This is a genomic window from Shewanella sp. S1-49-MNA-CIBAN-0167 (assembly GCF_040310145.1).
In the GTDB taxonomy this organism is placed as follows: Bacteria; Pseudomonadota; Gammaproteobacteria; order Enterobacterales; family Shewanellaceae; genus Shewanella; species Shewanella psychromarinicola.
In genome coordinates this window covers 68,330-89,586 of sequence record NZ_JBEOPO010000019.1, presented here as the reverse complement: position 1 = coordinate 89,586, position 21,257 = coordinate 68,330, and the positions used below count along the sequence as shown (strand labels likewise).

The window sequence follows — 21,257 nt, the reverse complement described above, 5'->3', positions numbered from 1 at the left end:
TAGTTAAACGCGAGAAAATATAAGTTGTTGACCTAAATACACCATAAATAGACATAAGGAGACATTCAACAACACATTTAAAATAGCTTTATGCCATAAGCCTTCTTGCAGCAGCAGTAAGGTTTCATTCGAGAAAGTCGAAAACGTCGTTAACGCGCCCAATAGGCCAATGCCAATAAGCGCTTTAATTTCAGGGCTAATATGACTTAATTGCCCCATCGCATAAACGGCGCCCATTAAAAACGATCCCAATAGATTGACTAACAGTGTACCAAAAGGAAAACTGCTTCCAAATAGCTGGATCATAAAAATTGACAGAAGATAGCGTAAAACTGCACCAATTGACCCACCTAGTGCCACCAAGAACACATTAGTCATAGCGTTTGTCCTCGCTTTGTTGATCAAGTTGGTTTAACTGCGCTAATTTATCTTGAATGCGTTTTTCAAAACCTCTATTAGTAGGCTGATAAAATTGGCTATGTTGCAATGATTCAGGAAAGTAATTCTCCCCAGCAGCATAAGCACCCGGTTCATTATGAGCATAACGGTATTCTTTGCCAAAGCCGATTTCTTTCATCAATTTGGTCGGGGCATTGCGAAGGTGGTTCGGCACAGGCTCGTGTCCAGTTTGCTTAGCTAACTCACGCGCAGCGTTAAATGCGCTATAAACAGCATTACTTTTAGGCGCACTAGCTAAATACAACACCGCCTGAGCAATGGCGCGCTCACCTTCAGCGGGCCCAATACGGTGGTAACAATCCCATGCATTAAGTGCAACGGTCATGGCGACAGGATCGGCGTTACCAATGTCTTCAGAAGCAATGGCTAATAAACGTCGTGCAACATACAAGGCATCGCCGCCACCTTCTAAAATGCGGCAATACCAATACAAAGCGGCATCGGGAGATGATCCTCGCACCGACTTATGCACTGCAGAAATTAAATCGTAAAATTGATCGCCATTTTTATCGTAACCCGCAGCTTGATGCCCCGCGACTTGAGTGAGCATGTCGGTGGTAAATGCGCCACCATCACTGACTAAATCACTCATTAGCTCAAGTAAATTAAGGGCTTTTCGTGCATCGCCATCACTAATGTCGGCTAATTGCTTGGCCACATCTGCAGGTAATGTTAACTGGCGTTTGCCCAAACCCCGTTCTTCATCGGTTAATGCTTGGGTAACAATCAAACTTATTTCGTCTGGTGTGAGACGATTAATCAGGTAAACCCGCGCCCGGGATAATAAGGCATTATTGATTTCAAATGAGGGGTTTTCGGTGGTGGCGCCAATAAAAATGACCGTACCGTCTTCAATAAAAGGTAAAAATGCATCTTGCTGGCTTTTATTAAACCGGTGGACTTCATCGACAAACAATAAGGTACGTTGACCGCGGCTTTGGGCGATAGCCTTGGCTTGCTCTATGGCGGCCCGGATATCCTTTACGCCCGATGTCACCGCAGAAATACGTTCAACATGGGCGTTGGCATAATGGGCAATTAACTCTGCTAAGGTGGTTTTGCCTGTACCAGGCGGCCCCCACAGTAGCATCGAATGAGCTCGGTTAGCCTCTAACGCCCTACGCAGAGGCTGACCTTCACCTAATAAATGTGCCTGACCAATATATTCGCTAATTTCCCTTGGACGCATACGAGCTGCCAAGGGGCGAAAGTCTGGGGAAAAATCAAAACCTAAATTAGCCATCAAATAACTTAGTTAGTTTGCTTTAAACGTTGATCGTCTATATCAACGTTATCGGGCACGGCAAACTCAAATATATTGGCTTCATCAGGTTTCACCGTGCGTTGCTGAGTCAATGCAAATTGGCTTAGATTACCTTGCTCGTCAGTTAAGTTAAATTTAACTAATTGACTCGCTTCAAAACACACACTTACGGCGACAACATTACTGTTGAGTTTTTTAGGTTGGATATCAAAACAACTTGCTTTAGCGTTAACGGCACGCTTGGTGACTGAATATTTAGCCCATGTGGCTTCATCTCGATGAACCAACAAGGCCATAGGTGATGCATCAACCGCTTGAGCAACATCCATTACTGTGACTTCTTCAGCAAAGGGATTATAAATCCACAAGTTAACACCATCGGCCACAATCAGTGAATCATCAGGCTCAGTTAAATGCCAGTAAAATTGATTAGGGTACGCAAGCGCAAACACGCCGCTTCCACTTTGGATTGGTTTATTGTTAATGTCGGTCACTTGCTGGGAAAATGTCGCATGCAAGCTATCAATATTAGATAGCTTTTCGCGTAATTGGGTTGCGTCATCTGCCATCGCGGCAAAGCAACTTAAGCTCGTTGTCAATAATAGGCTTAATACTATAAAACGTTTATTCATCATCATTCCTATTATGTTCTTGGTGGCGGCGGAGCCAACACTTCACGATTACCGTTGTGGCCTTGAGCCGTCACAATACCTTGTCCTTCCATCATTTCAATAATCCGGGCGGCGCGGTTGTAACCAATTTTAAATTTACGTTGTACGCTCGAAATAGAACCTCGGCGTGTTTCGGTCACAAATGCCACCGCATCATCATATAATGCATCGAGCTCTTCTTCACTATCTGAGGTTTCACCGGGTAACAATACTTGCTCACCATCAGTGGCGCCATTAAGAATTTCTTCAATATATTGCGGCTTACCACGAGCACACCAGTCGGCAACCACTTTATGTACTTCATGGTCATCAATAAATGCACCGTGAACCCGATTTGGCAACCCCGTTCCTGGCGGTAAATATAACATATCACCCATGCCTAAGAGGGTTTCTGCACCCTGTTGATCAAGAATGGTACGAGAGTCAATACGTGATGATACTTGGAAGGCTATACGGGTCGGAATGTTAGCTTTAATCAAGCCGGTGATCACATCAACTGATGGACGCTGTGTCGCTAAAATTAAATGGATCCCTGCAGCACGAGCCTTTTGCGCAATACGCGCTATCAGTTCTTCTACTTTTTTACCGACAATCATGATCATGTCAGCAAATTCATCGACCACCACCACAATAGAGGGCAGCTTTTCTAACGGTGGCGCCTCGTCCTGCATACTTCCAGATGACTTCCATAATGGATCGGGAATGTACTCCCCTTTTGCCGCCGCATCTTTAATTTTGATGTTGTAACCTTTAAGGTTACGCACACCTAATGCTGACATTAACTTGTAACGACGTTCCATTTCACCCACACACCAACGCAATGCATTAGCCGCTTCCTTCATGTCGGTAACCACTTCACAGAGTAAATGCGGAATACCTTCATATACTGACAATTCGAGCATTTTAGGATCAATCATAATAAAGCGGACATCATCTGGGCCCGATTTATACAATAAACTGGTGATCATCGCATTCACACCTACTGACTTACCAGAACCTGTGGTTCCTGCAACCAATAGATGAGGCATCTTGCCTAAATCAACCACAACCGGCTCGCCAGCAATGTCTTGACCTAACACCATAGACAATGTCGATTTGCTATTTTTAAAGACCTCAGAATCAAGTACATCACGCATAAATACGGTTTCACGGAATTTATTAGGTAACTCTAAACCTACGTAAGCTTTGCCTGGAATAACTTCCACAACACGCACGTTTTCCGATAATAGTGAACGGGCTAAATCTTTTGATAGATTGGTAATTTTAGACGCTTTAACCCCTGGAGCTAATTCAAGTTCAAAGCGAGTGATCACAGGGCCTGGATAAACCCCCACTACATTAGCGATGATGTTAAAATCGGCCAGTTTTATTTCAACCAATCGTGCTACTTGTTGTAATTCTGCTTCACTGATTGGATTTTTCTTACGATCAGGGACGTCGAGTAAGGTAATACTCGGTAAAGGATCCATTTTTTGACGAGTTTGCTGAGGCCCTTGACCATCAATCATCACGACGCCATCAACAATTTTAGCTTCTTTTTTCGGTTTTTGTTGTGCGACTAATGCCGCTGCCGAATGAGGCTTATTAGCGACTTCCTTAGATGGCTCATCCTCCATATTCAGGTTATTGACTTCATCATCAATGTTGAAGTCAATATCATCTTTAGTCGCTACCCAAGGAGCAAAATGAGTATCGTCATTATCGACTTGCATCGACGGTTCTTGTCGAACATCAATATCAAGATCTTCATCATCAATGTCTGACACGGTAATATCTTCAGTGGGTTTAGCCTTACGACTAAAAAAGCTGCGTTTCTTTTCAACAACAGGTGGACTCACTGCTGCTGGCTTAACGTGAATAGGTGCTGGGATAGACTTCTTTGGTTGATCCTGTGATGGATCATTTTGTTGATCAATTTCATTGCGACGTTGGGTAAACTTATCAACTAATGACATAAAACCTTTAGTATCTTCGGTCTCACGTTCACGTTTTAATAATCGAGGCAGTGTCCATAATTTCTTTGCGCACCAAATAGAACCTAATCCGGTTAACTCAATAATAGTCAACCAACTAATCCCTGTTGCTAAGGTGAAACCGGCACCAATAAAACACATCAATAGCAATGTGGTACCTAGCTTATTAAAGTACGGCAGCATGGCTTGACCAATCACATCACCAGCAACGCCACCAGCGGAAAACACAAACATATCGTCGGCATTCATACTGACCAGTGCAGCCAAAGCCAGCAGCATCAAAATAAACCCGATAATTCTTAGTCCAACTGAAAAATAATCTATTTCGAACAATCGATGGGCACGATTAAAAATAAACCAACCTGTGGTGGCAATCATAATAGGAATTAAAAAGGCGATGAACCCAAAAAAATAAAACAACACGTCCGCAGTCCAAGCTCCGACAGCGCCGGTCCAGTTATGAATTTCACCTTGAAAATGCGACTGGCTCCAGCCTGGGTCACTTGGATTGAAACTGGATAACGCCAATAGAATATATGTTGCAACCATGCAACATAAAATAAGGCCACCTTCGAGCAATCGTTGAAGACCGCTGAGTGTTTTTAGACTATTTTCCTGAGTCAAACGAAAGCTTCCATAAAAAGTGAAAAATAAGGGTTAAGATAACAGAATATCACTGTATTTGCAGTGATTATGCACCTTGATTGAATCAAGCTCAATCGATTGTAATGCCGAATTAATCCTGAAACTGAAAAGCGATGGGGTTTAGTCTCAAGTTGATGATTTTATATTCGAAAATGTGTAAGTTGAATATCAAGGGTGACGTTCACCCCCCATAAGTGACGACAGATTTATCACTGAGACGCTAAAGATTTGGCTGCAAATGAAACGCTACTATTTAACCTAAGTTGTACAGTGCAACTTTATTGGTTTGCTTCACTTCTTCCATGACGACATAAGTACGAGTATCTGATATTGATGGCAGTTTCAATAAGGTTTCACCTAATAATCGTCTATATGCAGACATATCTGACACACGAGTCTTTAATAAGTAGTCAAAATCACCAGAGACTAAATGGCACTCTTGAATATCATCAAGTAATTGTACTGCACGATTAAAACGGTCAAAAATATCTGGAGTATCACGATTAAGGGTGATCTCAACAAACACTAATAAAGACGCACCGAGAAAATGCGGATTCACCAATGCGGTATACCCATTTATAAACCCCTGTTTTTCAAGCCTTTTAACTCTTTCCAAACAGGGTGTAGGACTTAACCCTACTCGTTTTGATAGCTCAACATTTGAAATGCGACCATCCAGTTGAAGTTCATTTAATATATTGCGATCAATACGGTCTAAATCATTCACTGAAAAGCTTTTACTATTTACCATATATTTAACCTTGTTTTGTCCTTAAAACAATATTTATATCTATTAAAGGAGCAACTTCAGCAGCATAATCTGCTTAAGCAGCACTATACTAGAGTCCCCTGGAATAAGCACGTTCAGGTCACAATTAATAACAACTAAACCCACTTAACGTGGGTTTTATGTCAATCGAGGCTCAAAGATGATTATTGGTGTTCCAACAGAAATCAAAAACCACGAATACCGTGTAGGCATGGTACCTTCAAGCGTACGCGAATTAACAATAAAAGGTCACGATGTTTTTGTTCAATCAGATGCGGGCGTTGGTATTGGATTTACCGATCAAGACTATACTGATGCAGGCGCCTCGATTTTAGCTACTGCAGCTGAAGTGTTTGCTAAATCAGACATGATTGTAAAAGTAAAAGAGCCACAAACAGTTGAACGTGCAATGCTACGTCACGACCAGATTTTGTTTACTTACCTTCACCTTGCACCTGATTTACCACAAACAGAAGAGCTAATGACCAGCGGTGCTGTTTGTATTGCTTACGAAACCGTAACCGATGATCGTGGCGGCTTACCTTTACTCGCACCAATGTCAGAAGTGGCTGGTCGTATGTCAATTCAAGCTGGAGCTCGCGCGCTTGAGAAATCATTGGGTGGCCGAGGCATGCTGTTAGGCGGTGTGCCTGGTGTTGAACCAGCAAAAGTGGTCATTATCGGCGGCGGTATGGTCGGTACTAACGCTGCGCAAATGGCCGTTGGTATGGGTGCTGATGTGGTGGTATTAGATCGCAGCATCGATGCTTTACGTCGTTTAAATATTCAGTTTGGTTCTGCGGTTAAAGCGGTTTACTCAACAGCTGATGCGATAGAACGTCATGTTTTAGAAGCTGATCTTGTAATTGGTGGTGTATTAGTACCGGGTGCTGCGGCGCCAAAATTAATCACTAAAGACATGGTCAAGCGTATGAAACCTGGTAGTGCAATTGTTGACGTCGCTATTGACCAAGGTGGCTGTGTAGAAACATCACACGCAACCACTCACCAAGATCCAACTTACATTGTTGATGATGTTGTCCATTATTGCGTGGCTAACATGCCTGGCGCGGTTGCACGTACTTCTACGTTTGCATTGAACAACGCAACCCTTCCTTACATTATTAAGTTAGCCAACCAAGGTTACAAACAAGCATTATTAAATGACAAACATTTATTAAACGGCTTAAATGTTATCCACGGTAAATTGGTTTGTAAAGAAGTGGCTGAAGCATTAAACCTTCAGTTCACTGAACCAAAAAGTATGCTTAACTAAGTTTACTTAATTCAATAAAAATGCCGCATTAACCAATGCGGCATTTTTTATCTCCAAGACTAACCTTATCAATATGGATTTAATCTATAACTTCACCCCCTTCTGTTCAAGGCGGTTGAGGTTTTATCCGATGATTATGATGCTGGAATCAATTCAGATTACTTGGCTAACAAATCAAAAAAGGCTTCTTGTGGCATAGGTTTATAAAAGTAATAACCTTGTACCGCTTCAATATCTTGTTGCTTAATATAATCAAGCTCAACTTGGGTTTCGACCCCTTCGACGACAATCGCCAGGTCTAACGCCCGGCTCATGCTAACAATCGCTTCAATGAGTGCTTTATGACGCGGACCCGATGATATTTTTTGAATAAATGATTTATCAATTTTTATTTGATCCACTGGGAAATTGGCCAAATAAGATAATGAGGAATACCCCGTACCAAAGTCGTCGACTGAAATTTGCATACCCCGATGTCTAAGCTCAGTCAGTAATTGATTAATAGTCTCTTGCTGCTTCATCATTAATGATTCAGTTATTTCAAGGGTAATCAATGAGTAAGGAAACTCATCCAAACCAAGCTTTTGTTGTATCACATCAAAATAGGCTAAAAACCGCTGCTGTAAATCCGGGGTCCAAAATTCTATGGTAGAAACATTAATGGATAGTGGAATGGCAAGATGACGTTTTTGCAATGCCACGACAGTGGTAAGCGCTTGCATTCTAACCCATTCACCGATTTGAACAATGAGGCCGGACTCTTCAGCAATAGGAATAAATTCATCTGGCGAAATAAATTGACCATCATGTACCCAACGCAATAATACTTCCGCTTTAATGATTTGACCACTAAATGGATTCACAATCGGTTGATAATATAGCTCGAATTCATCTTGGCTTAGTGCCGTTTTGAGGTATAAGTGAAGTTCAGCATTTCGTTCTGCATCTTTTTGTATTTGCTGATTAAAAAACTGCAGGCAATTACGCCCTTGGGCTTTAGCATTATACATGGCTTGAGTAGCGCAATTTAATATTTGTTCAACATTATCTGCATCATAAGGAAATCGAGCGAGACCAGTACTCATTGATAGCATCATATCTTGACTACCAACAATAAAATGTTTTTTCAGTTCATCAGTTAGATTATTAAACAAGCTAATCAATGACTCTGTAGACATTTTACCTGGCAAAACTAAGGCAAATTCATCGGCCGCAATACGTGCAATGAGAACATTCTCGGGGATAACACTCAATAAACGCTGGGCCACAAATTTTAGTACCAGATCACCGTTATCATGTCCGATCGTGTCGTTAATTTGCTTAAAATGATCGATGTCCATCAACATTAAATTAAATTCTTGCTTACAACCATTTACGTTGTTATTTGAATCTATCATGGTTTGTAACGTATTGAATAAATACTTTCGATTAGATAATCCGGTCAATTGATCATAGTTTGTTTGAAAATTAATTAATTTTTCAGCATTTTTACGAGCTGAAATATCAGTAATCAGCCATGCGAAACAATTTTGTTGAGTAAAGCTATCTCTAATAACCGTCACGGTAAGAGCAATATCAATAATATCATTATCGCTTTTAAGGCCTTTCAACTCCCCTTGCCAAGCCTGCCCTCGGTTTAAATTTTCAAATAAATCAGCAACCACATGATGCTGAGAATGGCTTAAAAAACGATGAACATCAAAGAGTTTCAGGTTTGAATAATAGGTAGATGTTAGCGATTTAAAAATGGGATTAACGGATAAGACTGAGTTGTCTTCAGTGGTGATCACAAGCGCGATGGGCAGGCTGTTAAAAATTTGCCGACTTAACCGTTCAATGTACATTCCACGACTTCGATCAATGGCTAAACTTGCCAAACGTGCCGCTTCTTGTATTAGGTATAAATCTTGCTCTGATGGCGATTTAACCGTGTCATAGTACATGGCGAAAGTGCCCAATACCTTTTGATTACTGTCTTTTATAGGCTCAGACCAACACGCTTTCAATCCCGCTTTTAATAGTAATGCTTTATAATCTTTCCAATTAGGATGATGCTCGATATCTTCAACAATGACACTTTCACACGTAAATGCTGCAGCCCCACAAGAACCAATATTGGGACCAATTTCGATGCCATTTATAGCATTATTATATTCTTCAGGAAGATTAGGAGCCGCACCCGATAATAGCCGTTTACCGTCATCACTGAGTAAAAGTACTGATGCCCGAGTTCCTATTTTTTGTGCTTCAATCAACAAGACTAAGTCATGAAGTATTTCGCCTAACGGAAGGCCCTGCAATACCATATCAAGTATTGTACTGTAGCGTTCAACACTTGATTCACGAAAAGAATGTTGGTTGATCTCTTCCATGAAGTGATTAATATCTGTCCCTATATCCATAACGCTCCATCATCACGGCAAATGCTTAAAAATACATTTTCTAATGTAACTATTAGATTATGCATTTATAAGAACTTTATCAACGATTTATTATGAATTTGTTAAAAAAGTGCCTTTTATCAGTAAATAATTATCCATAAAAAAAAACAGTGCAGAAGATTTGCACTGTTTTTTGTTATCTACCATCAATATGATGACTCTAAAAATCAATAGCCATGAATAACTATTCAGCTATACGTTCCATTTTAGCTAAATAGAAACCATCAAATCCACGTTCTGAAACCAAGATGTTTTCATCCTCGATAAGCGTAAACTGCGGGTTTTCAGCGAGAAACGCATCGATTTGATGACGGTTTTCTTCTGGCATAATAGAGCATGTCGCATAAATGAGCATTCCGCCAACTTTGACCATACGGCAGTAACTCTGCAAAATATGCTTTTGCAATTCAACCAGCACCGGCAAACGCTCCGGCGTATCACGCCATTTAGAATCAGGATTACGTTTTAACACCCCAAGTCCCGAACAAGGCACATCTAATAACACTCGATCGGCCGATAATTTCAGACGTTTAATGGTTTTAGAGCTAGCGATAATCCGCGTTTCAACATTATGTGCGCCAGCGCGTTTAGCCCGAGTTTTAAGGTTATCGAGTTTCCATTGCTCAACATCCATCGCAAGCAAACGACCTTTACCTTGCATTTGTGCTGCAATATGTAAGGTTTTACCACCCGCACCCGCACAAGCATCGACAACCCGCATTCCTGGTTTGGCACCCACAGCGTCAGCAACCAATTGTGAACCCGCATCTTGCTGTTCAAACCAGCCGTCTTTAAATGCATCGGTTCGAAATAGTGCTGAGTCTGATGTAACCTCAATAGCAGAAGCAACATCACTTACCACTACGGCAGTTACGCCTTCTTTTTTAAGTCTTTCAATAAGGGATTCGCGATTACATTTCAGTTCATTCACGCGTAAATAACGCTTTGGCTGCTCTGCTAGTGCTGCACGTTCAGCGGGCCATTTATCACCTAACTGTGCTTGACCTATGATTTCTAACCATTCTGGACAGCCATCCCATAGCACAGGGTCTGTTTTTGCTTGTTCAAGATTAGCACTAAATGCCGCCTGCTCAATTTGCAATGAATACTGCATTTTAGGTAAATCTAAGCCATGAAAAACATGCCAACCATTGAGTAATTTAGATCCTAAACGATCAAACTCTTCCGGTTTAATATCAACCAGAAAACAATATAAGTTTAAGCGACGTAAAATATCGCCAGTGACTTGCGTGATCCGTGCTTGCTCTGATGGGTTAAGGGTTAAACCAGAAAAATGCTCTGAATAGGCTCTATCTAATGGTTTTCCTCGGGTTAACACCATGGTTAGTACATTTAATACCAACTCTGATGAACTGCCTGACAACGGATAAGTCAACATGGGGGCTCTCTATCTAATATAACAATCAATTTAAAAACGTGCTGATCATAGGGATTAAAGCTGTTGATAGCAAGGCCATATCAGGCTTTACTCCTCACTTTGACAGCATAAACTAGCCAATCATTCTACGTTTATAGGTTTTTCTGTGAATGAGATTTTGTAACATCAAGCGCACTTAATACGCTGAATTTAACCCGTCCCCTTTCACAACTGCGTGATGTTATGTTCACTAATGCAAAGAATAAAAAAAGCGGCCCGAAAGCCGCTGATGATTAATCCTAAATATCGATTAGTCTTTTCCACTCAACCAGTCTGTATAAGACTGACCCTCAACCTGGGCAAACTCATCCATTCCTAGTAGTAAACCAAACCGACCTTGTTTAAAAGGGAGGTAAGTTGCATCCTTGAAAGGTATCGCCATCAATGTGCGGTAGTCAGGGTAATGCTTTGCTGCTGGCGGAATGGTTTTAGGCCAAACAGGATCTTGGGCGAAATTATAATGCCGATAAAAAGGCAAGCCGTCTTCTTCGCGTAAGGCATCCAATAAATAGCGTTTATTGCGTAATACCCGCTGGTTTTTCGACATCCTATTTCGTATGGAAGGGACTCCACCAAAAGCACATAAGGCTCTGGCTTGGCGGTATCGATTAACAACACCTTATACTGTAATTGGCACTGGTCGGTACCCACAAAATCGGCGCTACAGAGCAAGTCATATTGGTAGGCATACACCGGCTCATCAATATTAAAGCCCATTTCAGCCATAAAGTCGATTGTTAACATGGGGGTTAAACTCACCCTTTGTACTTGCTCTGCATGGTAAGGCGTGTCACTAAAACCCAAGCTTGTTAAACGCTGCCCAATAATGGCAAACACATCTTTAGCACTGCTAGGCAGCGGGCAGATAAAACTATCAAACCACACAGAGAGCTCTACTCTTTGATTTTCAGGATCGTCAAGAAGCACCTCATCATTCATGATAAAATCCAACCAAGCTAGATCGCTATCCTGCGATGCTAGTTGCCAAAAATCGGTTAGCTCTGGGAGTTGGAAGCCATACTCGCTACTATTTATTTAGTCATATATTTACTGACTCTTATTTAGCCACTCTATCTCTTAATTCTATAGACATATCAGGATCATTAATTGCATCAATAATATCTTGCGCCAATTTTGGATTGGTGGCCATGTTGAGTTCAGATTATCAGTCAAATATTCTGACGTTAAATTCAATTTTGATATTCACTGGGACATTTAGCTGAATCAGTAAAATCAGCAATCGAATTTACAAATAAAACTCCAATTTCCTCTATAAGCCAGTGCTCATTTTCAGCAACATATTTTATATTGAAGGATATTGGCATGTTCTCATTATCGAATCCATTAATAGATAAGCACCCGACTTTCTCATTTATTTTTTCAAAGTGTGATTTCTGCTTAAACATGTACTTTTTAAAGAGTAATTGTTCAGTTATTTCAGACTCATCTACGTTCAAATTTTTTATTAAATTTGAACTAAAAAAATCAGATTGCAACTTGTGTAGGTTATCAACACTCACAGATTGATCGTATCGATAATAGCTTGAATATAATAGTCCATTATTCATTTTTACTGCACATGCAGAAAAAAACAATAGCAAAAACAAAGTAATTGATCTCATATTATCTTCCCATTATGCTTTCTAATTCAGCTTCATAAGCCCTATTTCGACCTTTAAGAGCTCTCGCTGCTGAGCATAATAAACCTGAACATGAAGTGATAAGTTCTTCTAAATCAAAATCACCATTAACAGTTAAACTTATGACTGCTAAGTTTACTGTTGCACTATATCCAATATTCATTTCACCTTTATTTTCAAAGCTAATACTAATACGCTTGACCTTAATACCTATTTTCTCAAGAGTTGGTGTCCCGCTGAATGTTAATACACCAGCATTTCCGCTTAAGGTAGCCGTTCCACTCTGATCAACAGTAAGCTTAAAACTTCCTTTTTCAGCCATTATTTTTGTTGTTAAACCTTTATCTTTCGAATATGACGCTTCAATTAATTTAGCAACCGTAATTTTGACTTCAGCTCTAGTCATGCTCATAGTAAAAAACTCCTTTTAAGACACTATTTTTGTTTAGTGTTTATAGTTTCATCTTTAATGGTGTTAATGGTTAGGTAAAAAATCAACCTTAATGTGGATGAAGCTTTCTAATTTTACCCTATCGAAATAGCAAAACAATTATCAATTAGTATGTGATTATCTAAATATGCCGCTCGTTTTTGAAGTACTAATCCTAATTAAATGTTACCCCAATCCAATTCACGCTGTTTGAGCCAAGCAGCATCCTTGCTTAACCACACTTCTTTTGCTAATGCTAATTTTGCCATCTTATTTTACTCCTCAAGCGCTGGGATATTGTCGAGATCGGCGACACGCTGAATATCTTTTTTGTCATGTAAAAAATGCAATGCTAAAGATGCCATCTATGAATACTTGATAAAAGATTCGACATCTTTATCAAAACGGGTAACGTCCACGCTTTCAGGTTAATGGTAGTTAAAGCTGATAGCTGACAGCCGAACCGCGTGCAGCAATCTCCTTAAAAAGTAACCTAGTCTTCCATCCATTCAGGTAGAGGTAACTGCTTAAGCATTGTTTCTATTTCTTCCACCGCATCTTGTGGAATATAAAGCACGGTAAAGGCATCTTCACCATAAATGGTATACAGCCTTTGCGGGCAACGCTGCGCTGACAAGGCTAACATTTTATCGCCTACATCACTGGGCACCCAGTCTGAAGCGTATATATCGTTAATAACCAGCGTTATTTGCTCACCTGAGTCATCAAAAACAGCGGTGGCGGTTTGCCATTCATCGTCAGACTCTACACTGACAAGGGTGATGTCTTTGTCACTAATCAAGGATAAGTAATCATCGATAACATCTGCAAGGTAGTCACTTGGTGGGCAACCTTGTTCACCAAGGGCCATAGTGCCCGCAGGCGCTAAAGCAAACACCAGAAAATCATTAAGCTCAAATGAGTCATCAAACGCTCCTTCTGTTACATTTTCGTCATCCAATGCTAATTGATATTTATTAGCCCATGCCACAACATCCTGACTGCTTAACTTTGACATCTATTTTCCTTAATATTGCTATAAAATAGGCACTAACGCGTTACGTTTCCGCTTATCTCTCTTCAATAACGCTTATGGCACATGCTTAATCGCTGGGGCTGACAATCCATTCCCAACTGACCTTAATATGCGCTTTACGATTACCCGATGCGGTGCTCGACGCTTTCGCCCAATGGGATACTCGGTCCACTAACATATCGAGCATTGGCTCACATGCTAACTTCATGGCAGTAGACCCATGAATGGTTAACTGAATTTGCCCATTAAATTTTCTGTTTTTTTCTTTATTGGTCCAAATTTGTGAGCCATAGCGGGCGGCAATACGTTTGGTGTCAATTTCGGCAAAGCGAATTAAATCATCCACCCTGTTGTTTGAATGCTCATCGGCGTGTATCACTAACTGATAATACTCTGCCTTTTTATCAATCACATGGTGGAGGACTTCGCGCTCGGGGCCTTTTTCTATCTCAATGGTACAGTCGCTTGTGAGTGTCTTAGGGTCAATGACCATTACCCCTGAATCAACTAAATGAAACGCTTGGTCATCACTAAAAATGGAGATGTAACTTTTTCCATTAAGATGAAAGCATCCCGTAGCAGCGCGAAATTGATAGCCTTTTTTAAGCTGGTGTGGCCCGCTAAATAACCTACCATCCATTTGGTAGATGTGCAGTTGATTACCGCCATTACCGGTAAAATACAGATAATGACCGTCGGTCCATAAGCGGCTTTCACTGCGGGGTTGACCTAAAAAACCACCTGTTTCGCTAAAAACCGTCTCCATATCCATAATGTTATAGGGGCTAGCAAACTGCAGCGTGATAGCGCCGCTGGCGGCATCTAAGATAAAACCATGAAGGTCAGTACCCACAATGATTGAATTTTCGTGATGCATCACACTCATCACTGGGTTATCAAAAGTATGTGTCCATAGGGTATTGCCGCTGTCTAAGCACACCAGATTAACGGTATCGCCTGCCCAGGGTTGAAGGCTACTAGGCTCTTCGCGAAAAGACACATAAATTAAATAATTATCAGCAAAAAAACGACTGCGCTGAAAACCTGTAGCTTGAGAGTCATCACACTTTATTGTCCAGCGCTCAGACAGGTCATCTGAAAGCGCGATAATTTGACGAGACTCTTTTACATAAAGCCGCCCATTATGCTTAACGGCATAACCATCATAGTTAAAGATGCGCTCTTCTTGTGTCTTCTTGTTTATTACTTGCCAATAGATATCGTAATCATCATTCTCTATCAGGGTTATATCAAAATCGTTGGAAATAATTATATTAAAACCTTCTGATTCTCTTGCCAGTAACTCTGGTTTCTCAACCAATTTAAATTGATGATTTAAGTGATAACTCTTGTTATAACTTTGATGATCAGTACCAAAGTAAATGACCGGCACATCATCAAGCACATTGATAAAATAAGCACCAATGTCGTATTTTATTATTTTATATTCATCGACATAATTAATGATGCCACAATGTTGATTGGTATGAATATATATAACTGAGTCTGATTCATAAAATCTATTAGAAAACTCAAGGCTCGGAATTAAATTAATACTCATATTGCTTTTACCTCAACGATTTTAGACGTGTTTTCAGTTAATTCTTTAATAAACTTTTTCCATAACAAAAAAATCAGGCCAGCCATTATAAAACAATAACATAATGTACTTTCGAGATGTGCTCAAGCAAGATTGTGAAGGTTCGTTGCTAGAAGGCCGATATGTTATAAGTTTATGGCCGTAGATTGAAAAATGAACCAATTTCCTTCAATAATAGTGATTTTTAGCCACTATGATCCAACCCATTAGAGGATTAAGCTGATTTGGAAGACGTGGTTATTGAAAGGAGTTTTAGATTAGCCAGCTTTTAAATGCTGGCAACAACTGGCAAAGTGTCGTCGCCGTTTTTCTAGATGTTCACAATAGCTAGTGAGTTCTTGAAGTGTACCCACTGGCCCGTGAAATAGCTTTCCAAACTCAGTGGTGAGTTTGAGCCAATGATCCTGAGGGATATTCAATCTTGTGAGTAACTTAGCACTACTAACATTGATAGCGCCACGCTTGTCATCTCGAATAATACGTCCAGTATCATCGACCAGTTCAAGATAATCTTGTAGTGAAAATGCAATGCCTTTAGGTTGATTTTTACGTTCATTGCCAATGAAAGGCAGTAAATTTTTGGGTTGTTCGCCTTTCAAAGCAGCCTTAATTCGCAATTGAATGCTGGTATGGTCTGATTGCTCTGGGTTGTCAGCCATCTTGGCTCTGATAGGATTGAGGTCAACATATGCCATGCAGGCCAATACTGCTACTTCATCAAGCAGGGCCTGAGATTTAAACCTGCCCTCCCAGAAACGCCCTGTACAGTTATCTTCTTGATTTGCTTGTCTTGCTATTGGCTCATTAAGACAGCGCATGAACCAGGAGATATCACACAACCTGCTTCGATAAGTCGCGATGGTGTGTTTTAACCTGAGCACATCATGGGCTTCAACTAACTCACCTTTAACAAACTTTTGGGTTAGCTCATCACCTTTAAACAGCTTATGCCACTGCTCAAGTACTTCTCTGTCAGTCCAATGATTTGCGGTTTCGATATCGATACGTAACACCACGTGTAGATGGTTTGACATCACAGCAAAGGCGGCTACATCAATAGAGAAAACATCAATTAATTCACATAATAGTGATTCTACCCAACCACGTCGATGATCGTAATTTCGACCAGAAAATTTATCATCACCACACAGGAAAGCGCGCCGTACCACACGGCTACAGCAATGGTAAAATGGCGTGTCTTCAACACTAATCTGAGTTCTACGAGGGCGTGGCATAACAAGCTCCAACATCGATAACTTTCTTGAGTTTAGTAGAAGCTTCTAAATCACGCTATTTATCGTGGATGTCCTCATTTAGTTAAAGCAATGCCATAATGGCCATCCGCTAGCTACATTCGACCCCCCCCCATCCACCTTGTACAAAAGTGTACCTCTCAGCGCTAAATTACATCACTTATGAGTATTGATATAACATTGTTAAATCTTCATTATTTGCCATGAAATATCCTTCCATGAATTCATTATTTATGGATGATGTTTTAAAGCTTATCAATAGCGTTCAAATTAATGGAGTATGTAAATGGAATTAACAAACAAGTGGCAACTATCTATCGTTGCTATAGCACTTTCTTTTGTATTAACTGGCTGTGACTCATCTTCCGAGGATGAGGTGATTCAAAACATTGCACCGTTAATATCTGCTAGCGCTGTTGTCACTGCAATTGAAGATAGTGAATACCTGTATCAGCTAACCGTTACCGATCCAGACGATGCCAATGACGGTACGAATTTAACATTCACATTAACCAATCCGCCAGATGGCATGACCATTAACAATACAGGTCTAATTTCATGGACGCCGCTTGAAGGTGTATTAACGTCTGGCACTGTGAGTGTCACAGTCCGTGATGGCGGTGAAGATGAAGCGCAACAAGCTGTACAGGATTTTGATGTCATAGTGACCCCTGTCAACGATGCACCTTTTGTGTCTGCTATCGCAGCGCAAAGTATTGATTCTGGATCAACATTTACTTACCAATTATTAGTCTCTGATGTAGACGATACTGATACTGAAAATGACATTAGCTTTGAGCTAGTCGCCGGACCAACGGGTTTATCGATTAGTCCTTCAGGCTTAATGAGTTATACATCTTCCGTATTAGAAACAATATCAACCGACATTTCTGTACAAGTTACTGACGGTGGTGAAGATGGCGTTGCTCCAGTTCAAGTTAGTTTCAATTTAAATGAAAAGTATTTTTATACTATTTCTGGCACCACAATTAACTATTTTAATGGCGAAGTTATCCCGGATAGTGTTGTGAGTTTGTCTAATGGCAACCTAGTTGTTAATACGACAACCTCTGATGCAGAAGGATTATTCACATCTAAAATTCAAGATATCCAATTAAGTGACCGATTGACTCTTGTTGCCGATGCATCGGATTATTCAGAAGCTGCGTTGAGCATTTCAAGAAATGAGTTAACCCAAGAGCACAATTTACTATTACAACCAGTCCATGCATCTATTAGTTTTGATGCGACTCAAGTCTCTGAGCTAGCTGTTGATGGTAATGTGCTTGTTACCTTACCTGAAAACAGCCTTGTCGACTTGAACGGTAACCTTGTGTCCTCTGCAGTTGTAGCTGAACTAACGGTCATTAACCCGGCTATTGATATTGAAATGATGCCAGGTGATATGCTCACAACAAACAGTGCTAACGAAATTGTGCCAATAGAATCATTTGGTGCTATTACAGTCAGTTTTGTTGATAGTGCAGGTAACAAGCTACAACTCGCTCCAAACAAAGTCGCGCAGATTAAAATACCTGTTGCAGGTACTAATCCCCCCGCGACGATACCGCTTTATTATTTCGACACCACGTCAGGTTTATGGATTGAAGAAGGTGAAGCACTATTATTTTCAGTCAACGATGAATCATTTTATCAAGGTAATGTTAGTCATTTCACTACTTGGAATGCTGATATGATTTACGACACCATTATAGTAAATGGTTGTGTGGAAGACGAAGATGGTAATTTATTAAATGGTGCTCGCGTTATTTCAGACGGACGTGATTACTTGGGGCGCTCACTCACATTCTCTATCGATGATGGCACATTTAGCATCCCGGTTAAGAGTCATTCTACCGTTTTACTTGGTGCAACAATCGAATTTCAAAGCCGTACATCTATTATTAACACTTTTGAAGAGGACATCACCTTAGCTGAGTGTTTAGTGCTATCTGAAGCGTTAACCAAAATAACCTTGAACTGGGGTGAAGCACCCCGAGATTTAGACTCACATCTCTATATCACTGATGCTGAAGGTAATGAAAGCCATGTGTATTATGCCAATTCAGAAGTCACTATTAATGAAACCATCATCTATTTAGATGTTGATGATATAACAAGTTATGGGCCTGAAGTGATTTCTATTCCTCAATTTCCTGTTGAAGGTAGTTACGATTATTACGTAAAGAATTTTTCTGACTCACCAGACATTAACCCAGCGACAACACGCGTTGAATTTATATTTAATAATGAACAACATATATTTAGCCCTCCAACAGATGGTATTACAAAATGGTGGCATGTAGCTAAAATTGAAAAAGATGCTGATGGTCAGTTATTGTTCGCTGCCATCAATGAATGGAGCGAAGAACCGCAGTCGGTGACTGTGCAATCATCACAAAGACAGCAATCAGTTGTTCCAATTAAAAAAATTGAATCAATTGTTAAAGGCATGATTAATAGCAAGTATTACGATAATCATACCAAGTAAATAGCGAGAGGGATTAAGTTAACACTTAATCCCTTTTTTATTCATTATTTAGTTTGTTACTGTCTTTAATGAATTTATCCACTTTACCTTTCTCAAACCTCATCGCCTTCCTCAAACTAGCTTCATTTTTCTCGATTACCTATTCCTGCAGCACCATCAGGGTAATCGGCCGCCCTAGCGTCAAAAGACCATCGGGTACAACAAAATTTTTCTATATTCAGCTGGACGAGGTCTTTAAATAGCCATTTTATGAAGTAACAAGATAACCCCCTTTTTATTTGAGTTGCCAACACCTACGCTCAATTACTGATGAGATGATTTCAACCCAAAAGTCTATGCATTCGGCAATTAATCGCCATAAAATGACTTATAAGCTAAATCTATCACAGCAGAAAAGCTTGTTATTTATCAAGTAGTATATGGGGATGTGGGATTAAGAATACGTGCATCAACCCAGACCTAATTTGATGAGCGGCTCGAAGTAAGGTGTACTTGTGCATTGATTATAAATTTAATGGTTGAAGTAATTGTTTACGTTTTAAGCAATTTTCAACAGTGTCAATGTACCTCCATTCCTATAGATTAAAAGGTATTTGAAGATCGACAAACAACCACTAAAGAGACGAGGAGCATATACCTTGGTTGTAAATTAATACTCTTCTTTTATATGAGAAAGCAAGGTGGCGATATTACAATATGAATATCCGACGAGAGGCGTTTTAGTCACGTCCCTGTGTTGTGTTGTGTTGTGTTGTCTGATCGATAGATTTTTGAACTTATCTAAGCTCACTTGTGGGCGGTTTAACGGCGAGTATGTCGCAGGGGAGTTGATTAATCAGCAGTTCAGGAATATGGCCTTTAATTGAGTGGATTAACCCTGTGTGCTCGGCCGCTCCCATGATGACCATATTCACATCGAGTTGATGGGCCTTGATGGGAATAGCATCTTCAGGTAAGCCATGAGCTATGTGACAGTGATATTTTTCAGACAGTAAATCTGCCACTGCGTGATTAAGAATGCTTTGCTGGTTTGCTTGTTGTGACAACATTGAATGAGCATGGGCCCTATCTTCGGTTTCAAAGGCTATACTGTAATTGTCAGCCAAAAAACAATTAATGAAGTGTAAATCATTATTGATGCTGTCTGCTATACCTTTAGATTCATGAATAATGTGATGATTAAAAGCTTGATGGCAATCTTGAGTGTGATTAATGTCTAAGGCGGTCAGCACGTGCCCTTGGGTCTGCCATTGACTGCTATTAACAAACATTACGGGTACCAAGGTTTCTCTTAATAAGTGCCATTCGTCAGCAGAAATTAACTCAGAAATAATGGAGTGATAACGTTTATGAGGCAATACCACAAGATCATAATGTTCTTGTTTTAGTTGATTTAGCACTGCGCGATAAATGGTGCTCGATTGGCAACTGATTTGTTTGCTTGGGTATTTGAGAACTTGCTCTAATCCTTTGGTTGTCAATGTTCGTTTTGACTTAGGTTCAATTACACAGCTTCTTTCTAATAGACGTTTCAACAGGCTAGTTTGGGTAAGCTTTACGGTTAGCAATGTGAGTTTTGCGCGTGATCTACTGGCTAAGATAACGGCTTTGTGAAATGAGCTATTCAGTAGGTTTGGTGTTTCTGTAACAGCTAATATGTGCTCATATGGGTACATGGTAGCGGCCTCCATCGTAATGGTATTAGACCTGTACAATCCTAGTTTAACAGAGGCATTTTCGCCTCATACTTCAGTATTAGTGGATCTCACCCTGACACAGAAAGATTGATTGACACTAACTGAGGGGGCTTTATAGTGAATAGTTAAGCCATCGAACCGGAGTAAAATCAAACATCTACATAATTGTTGCGA

Annotated in this window: 16 protein-coding genes; 2 read left to right on the top strand and 14 right to left on the bottom strand. The window is 40.3% G+C overall.

The genetic code is table 11. The features are described from left to right. Positions 1–3: 3 nt before the first annotated feature. The 5 genes from crcB to lrp form a co-directional block, all read right to left on the bottom strand. On the bottom strand, positions 4–378 hold the full coding sequence (gene crcB / locus AAEZ00_RS10905; RefSeq protein WP_101031882.1) for a fluoride efflux transporter CrcB: 375 nt from the start codon (positions 376–378) through the stop codon (positions 4–6). Then, positions 371–1,702, bottom strand: a complete 1,332-nt coding sequence (locus AAEZ00_RS10900; protein ID WP_351076243.1) for a replication-associated recombination protein A — start codon at positions 1,700–1,702, stop codon at positions 371–373. Before AAEZ00_RS10900 ends, crcB begins: the two co-directional genes overlap by 8 nt. Before the next feature lie 8 nt (positions 1,703–1,710). Further along, complete coding sequence (lolA, locus tag AAEZ00_RS10895) at positions 1,711–2,355, bottom strand: outer membrane lipoprotein periplasmic chaperone LolA (RefSeq protein WP_124011625.1); 645 nt, start codon at positions 2,353–2,355, stop codon at positions 1,711–1,713. 11 nt (positions 2,356–2,366) lie between these two features. Further along, entirely contained in the window at positions 2,367–4,991 is a 2,625-nt protein-coding gene (locus tag AAEZ00_RS10890) for a DNA translocase FtsK (protein ID WP_124011626.1), read from the bottom strand. A gap of 274 nt (positions 4,992–5,265) precedes the next feature. Then, positions 5,266–5,763: a leucine-responsive transcriptional regulator Lrp gene (gene lrp / locus AAEZ00_RS10885; protein ID WP_101031886.1), complete on the bottom strand. Its 498-nt coding sequence runs from the start codon at positions 5,761–5,763 to the stop codon at positions 5,266–5,268. A 178-nt stretch (positions 5,764–5,941) separates the two neighbouring features. On the opposite strand from lrp, the gene ald reads away from it, so the two are divergent. Then, positions 5,942–7,057, top strand: a complete 1,116-nt coding sequence (ald, locus tag AAEZ00_RS10880; RefSeq protein ID WP_101031887.1) for an alanine dehydrogenase — start codon at positions 5,942–5,944, stop codon at positions 7,055–7,057. Between the two features lie 158 nt (positions 7,058–7,215). Here the strand turns inward: ald and AAEZ00_RS10875 are convergent, their stop codons facing one another. From AAEZ00_RS10875 to AAEZ00_RS10840, 8 genes are all read right to left on the bottom strand, one after another. Continuing rightward, entirely contained in the window at positions 7,216–9,459 is a 2,244-nt protein-coding gene (locus AAEZ00_RS10875; RefSeq protein WP_124011627.1) for a bifunctional diguanylate cyclase/phosphodiesterase, read from the bottom strand. 223 nt (positions 9,460–9,682) lie between these two features. Then, on the bottom strand, positions 9,683–10,897 hold the full coding sequence (locus AAEZ00_RS10870; protein WP_124011628.1) for an RsmB/NOP family class I SAM-dependent RNA methyltransferase: 1,215 nt from the start codon (positions 10,895–10,897) through the stop codon (positions 9,683–9,685). A 420-nt stretch (positions 10,898–11,317) separates the two neighbouring features. Beyond that, positions 11,318–11,875: a hypothetical protein gene (locus tag AAEZ00_RS10865; protein ID WP_124011629.1), complete on the bottom strand. Its 558-nt coding sequence runs from the start codon at positions 11,873–11,875 to the stop codon at positions 11,318–11,320. A 251-nt stretch (positions 11,876–12,126) separates the two neighbouring features. Next, positions 12,127–12,558, bottom strand: a complete 432-nt coding sequence (locus tag AAEZ00_RS10860; RefSeq protein WP_124011630.1) for a hypothetical protein — start codon at positions 12,556–12,558, stop codon at positions 12,127–12,129. A 1-nt stretch (position 12,559) separates the two neighbouring features. Next, on the bottom strand, positions 12,560–12,988 hold the full coding sequence (locus AAEZ00_RS10855; RefSeq protein WP_123778305.1) for a hypothetical protein: 429 nt from the start codon (positions 12,986–12,988) through the stop codon (positions 12,560–12,562). A gap of 511 nt (positions 12,989–13,499) precedes the next feature. Further along, entirely contained in the window at positions 13,500–14,024 is a 525-nt protein-coding gene (locus AAEZ00_RS10850; RefSeq protein WP_124011631.1) for a hypothetical protein, read from the bottom strand. An 85-nt stretch (positions 14,025–14,109) separates the two neighbouring features. Continuing rightward, complete coding sequence (locus tag AAEZ00_RS10845; RefSeq protein WP_124011632.1) at positions 14,110–15,603, bottom strand: hypothetical protein; 1,494 nt, start codon at positions 15,601–15,603, stop codon at positions 14,110–14,112. Between the two features lie 296 nt (positions 15,604–15,899). Then, positions 15,900–16,877 (bottom strand): transposase, encoded by a 978-nt coding sequence (locus AAEZ00_RS10840; RefSeq protein WP_124011633.1) that lies wholly within the window; start codon positions 16,875–16,877, stop codon positions 15,900–15,902. A 304-nt stretch (positions 16,878–17,181) separates the two neighbouring features. Between AAEZ00_RS10840 and AAEZ00_RS10835 the strand changes: the two genes are divergently transcribed. Continuing rightward, positions 17,182–19,386 carry a YfaP family protein gene (locus AAEZ00_RS10835; protein ID WP_124011634.1) on the top strand — a complete coding sequence of 735 codons (2,205 nt, stop codon included), beginning with the start codon at positions 17,182–17,184 and terminating at the stop codon, positions 19,384–19,386. Positions 19,387–20,162: 776 nt separating this feature from the next. Here the strand turns inward: AAEZ00_RS10835 and AAEZ00_RS10830 are convergent. Then, positions 20,163–21,062 carry a universal stress protein gene (locus AAEZ00_RS10830; RefSeq protein ID WP_164839493.1) on the bottom strand — a complete coding sequence of 300 codons (900 nt, stop codon included), beginning with the start codon at positions 21,060–21,062 and terminating at the stop codon, positions 20,163–20,165. Between the last annotated feature and the right edge of the window lie 195 nt (positions 21,063–21,257).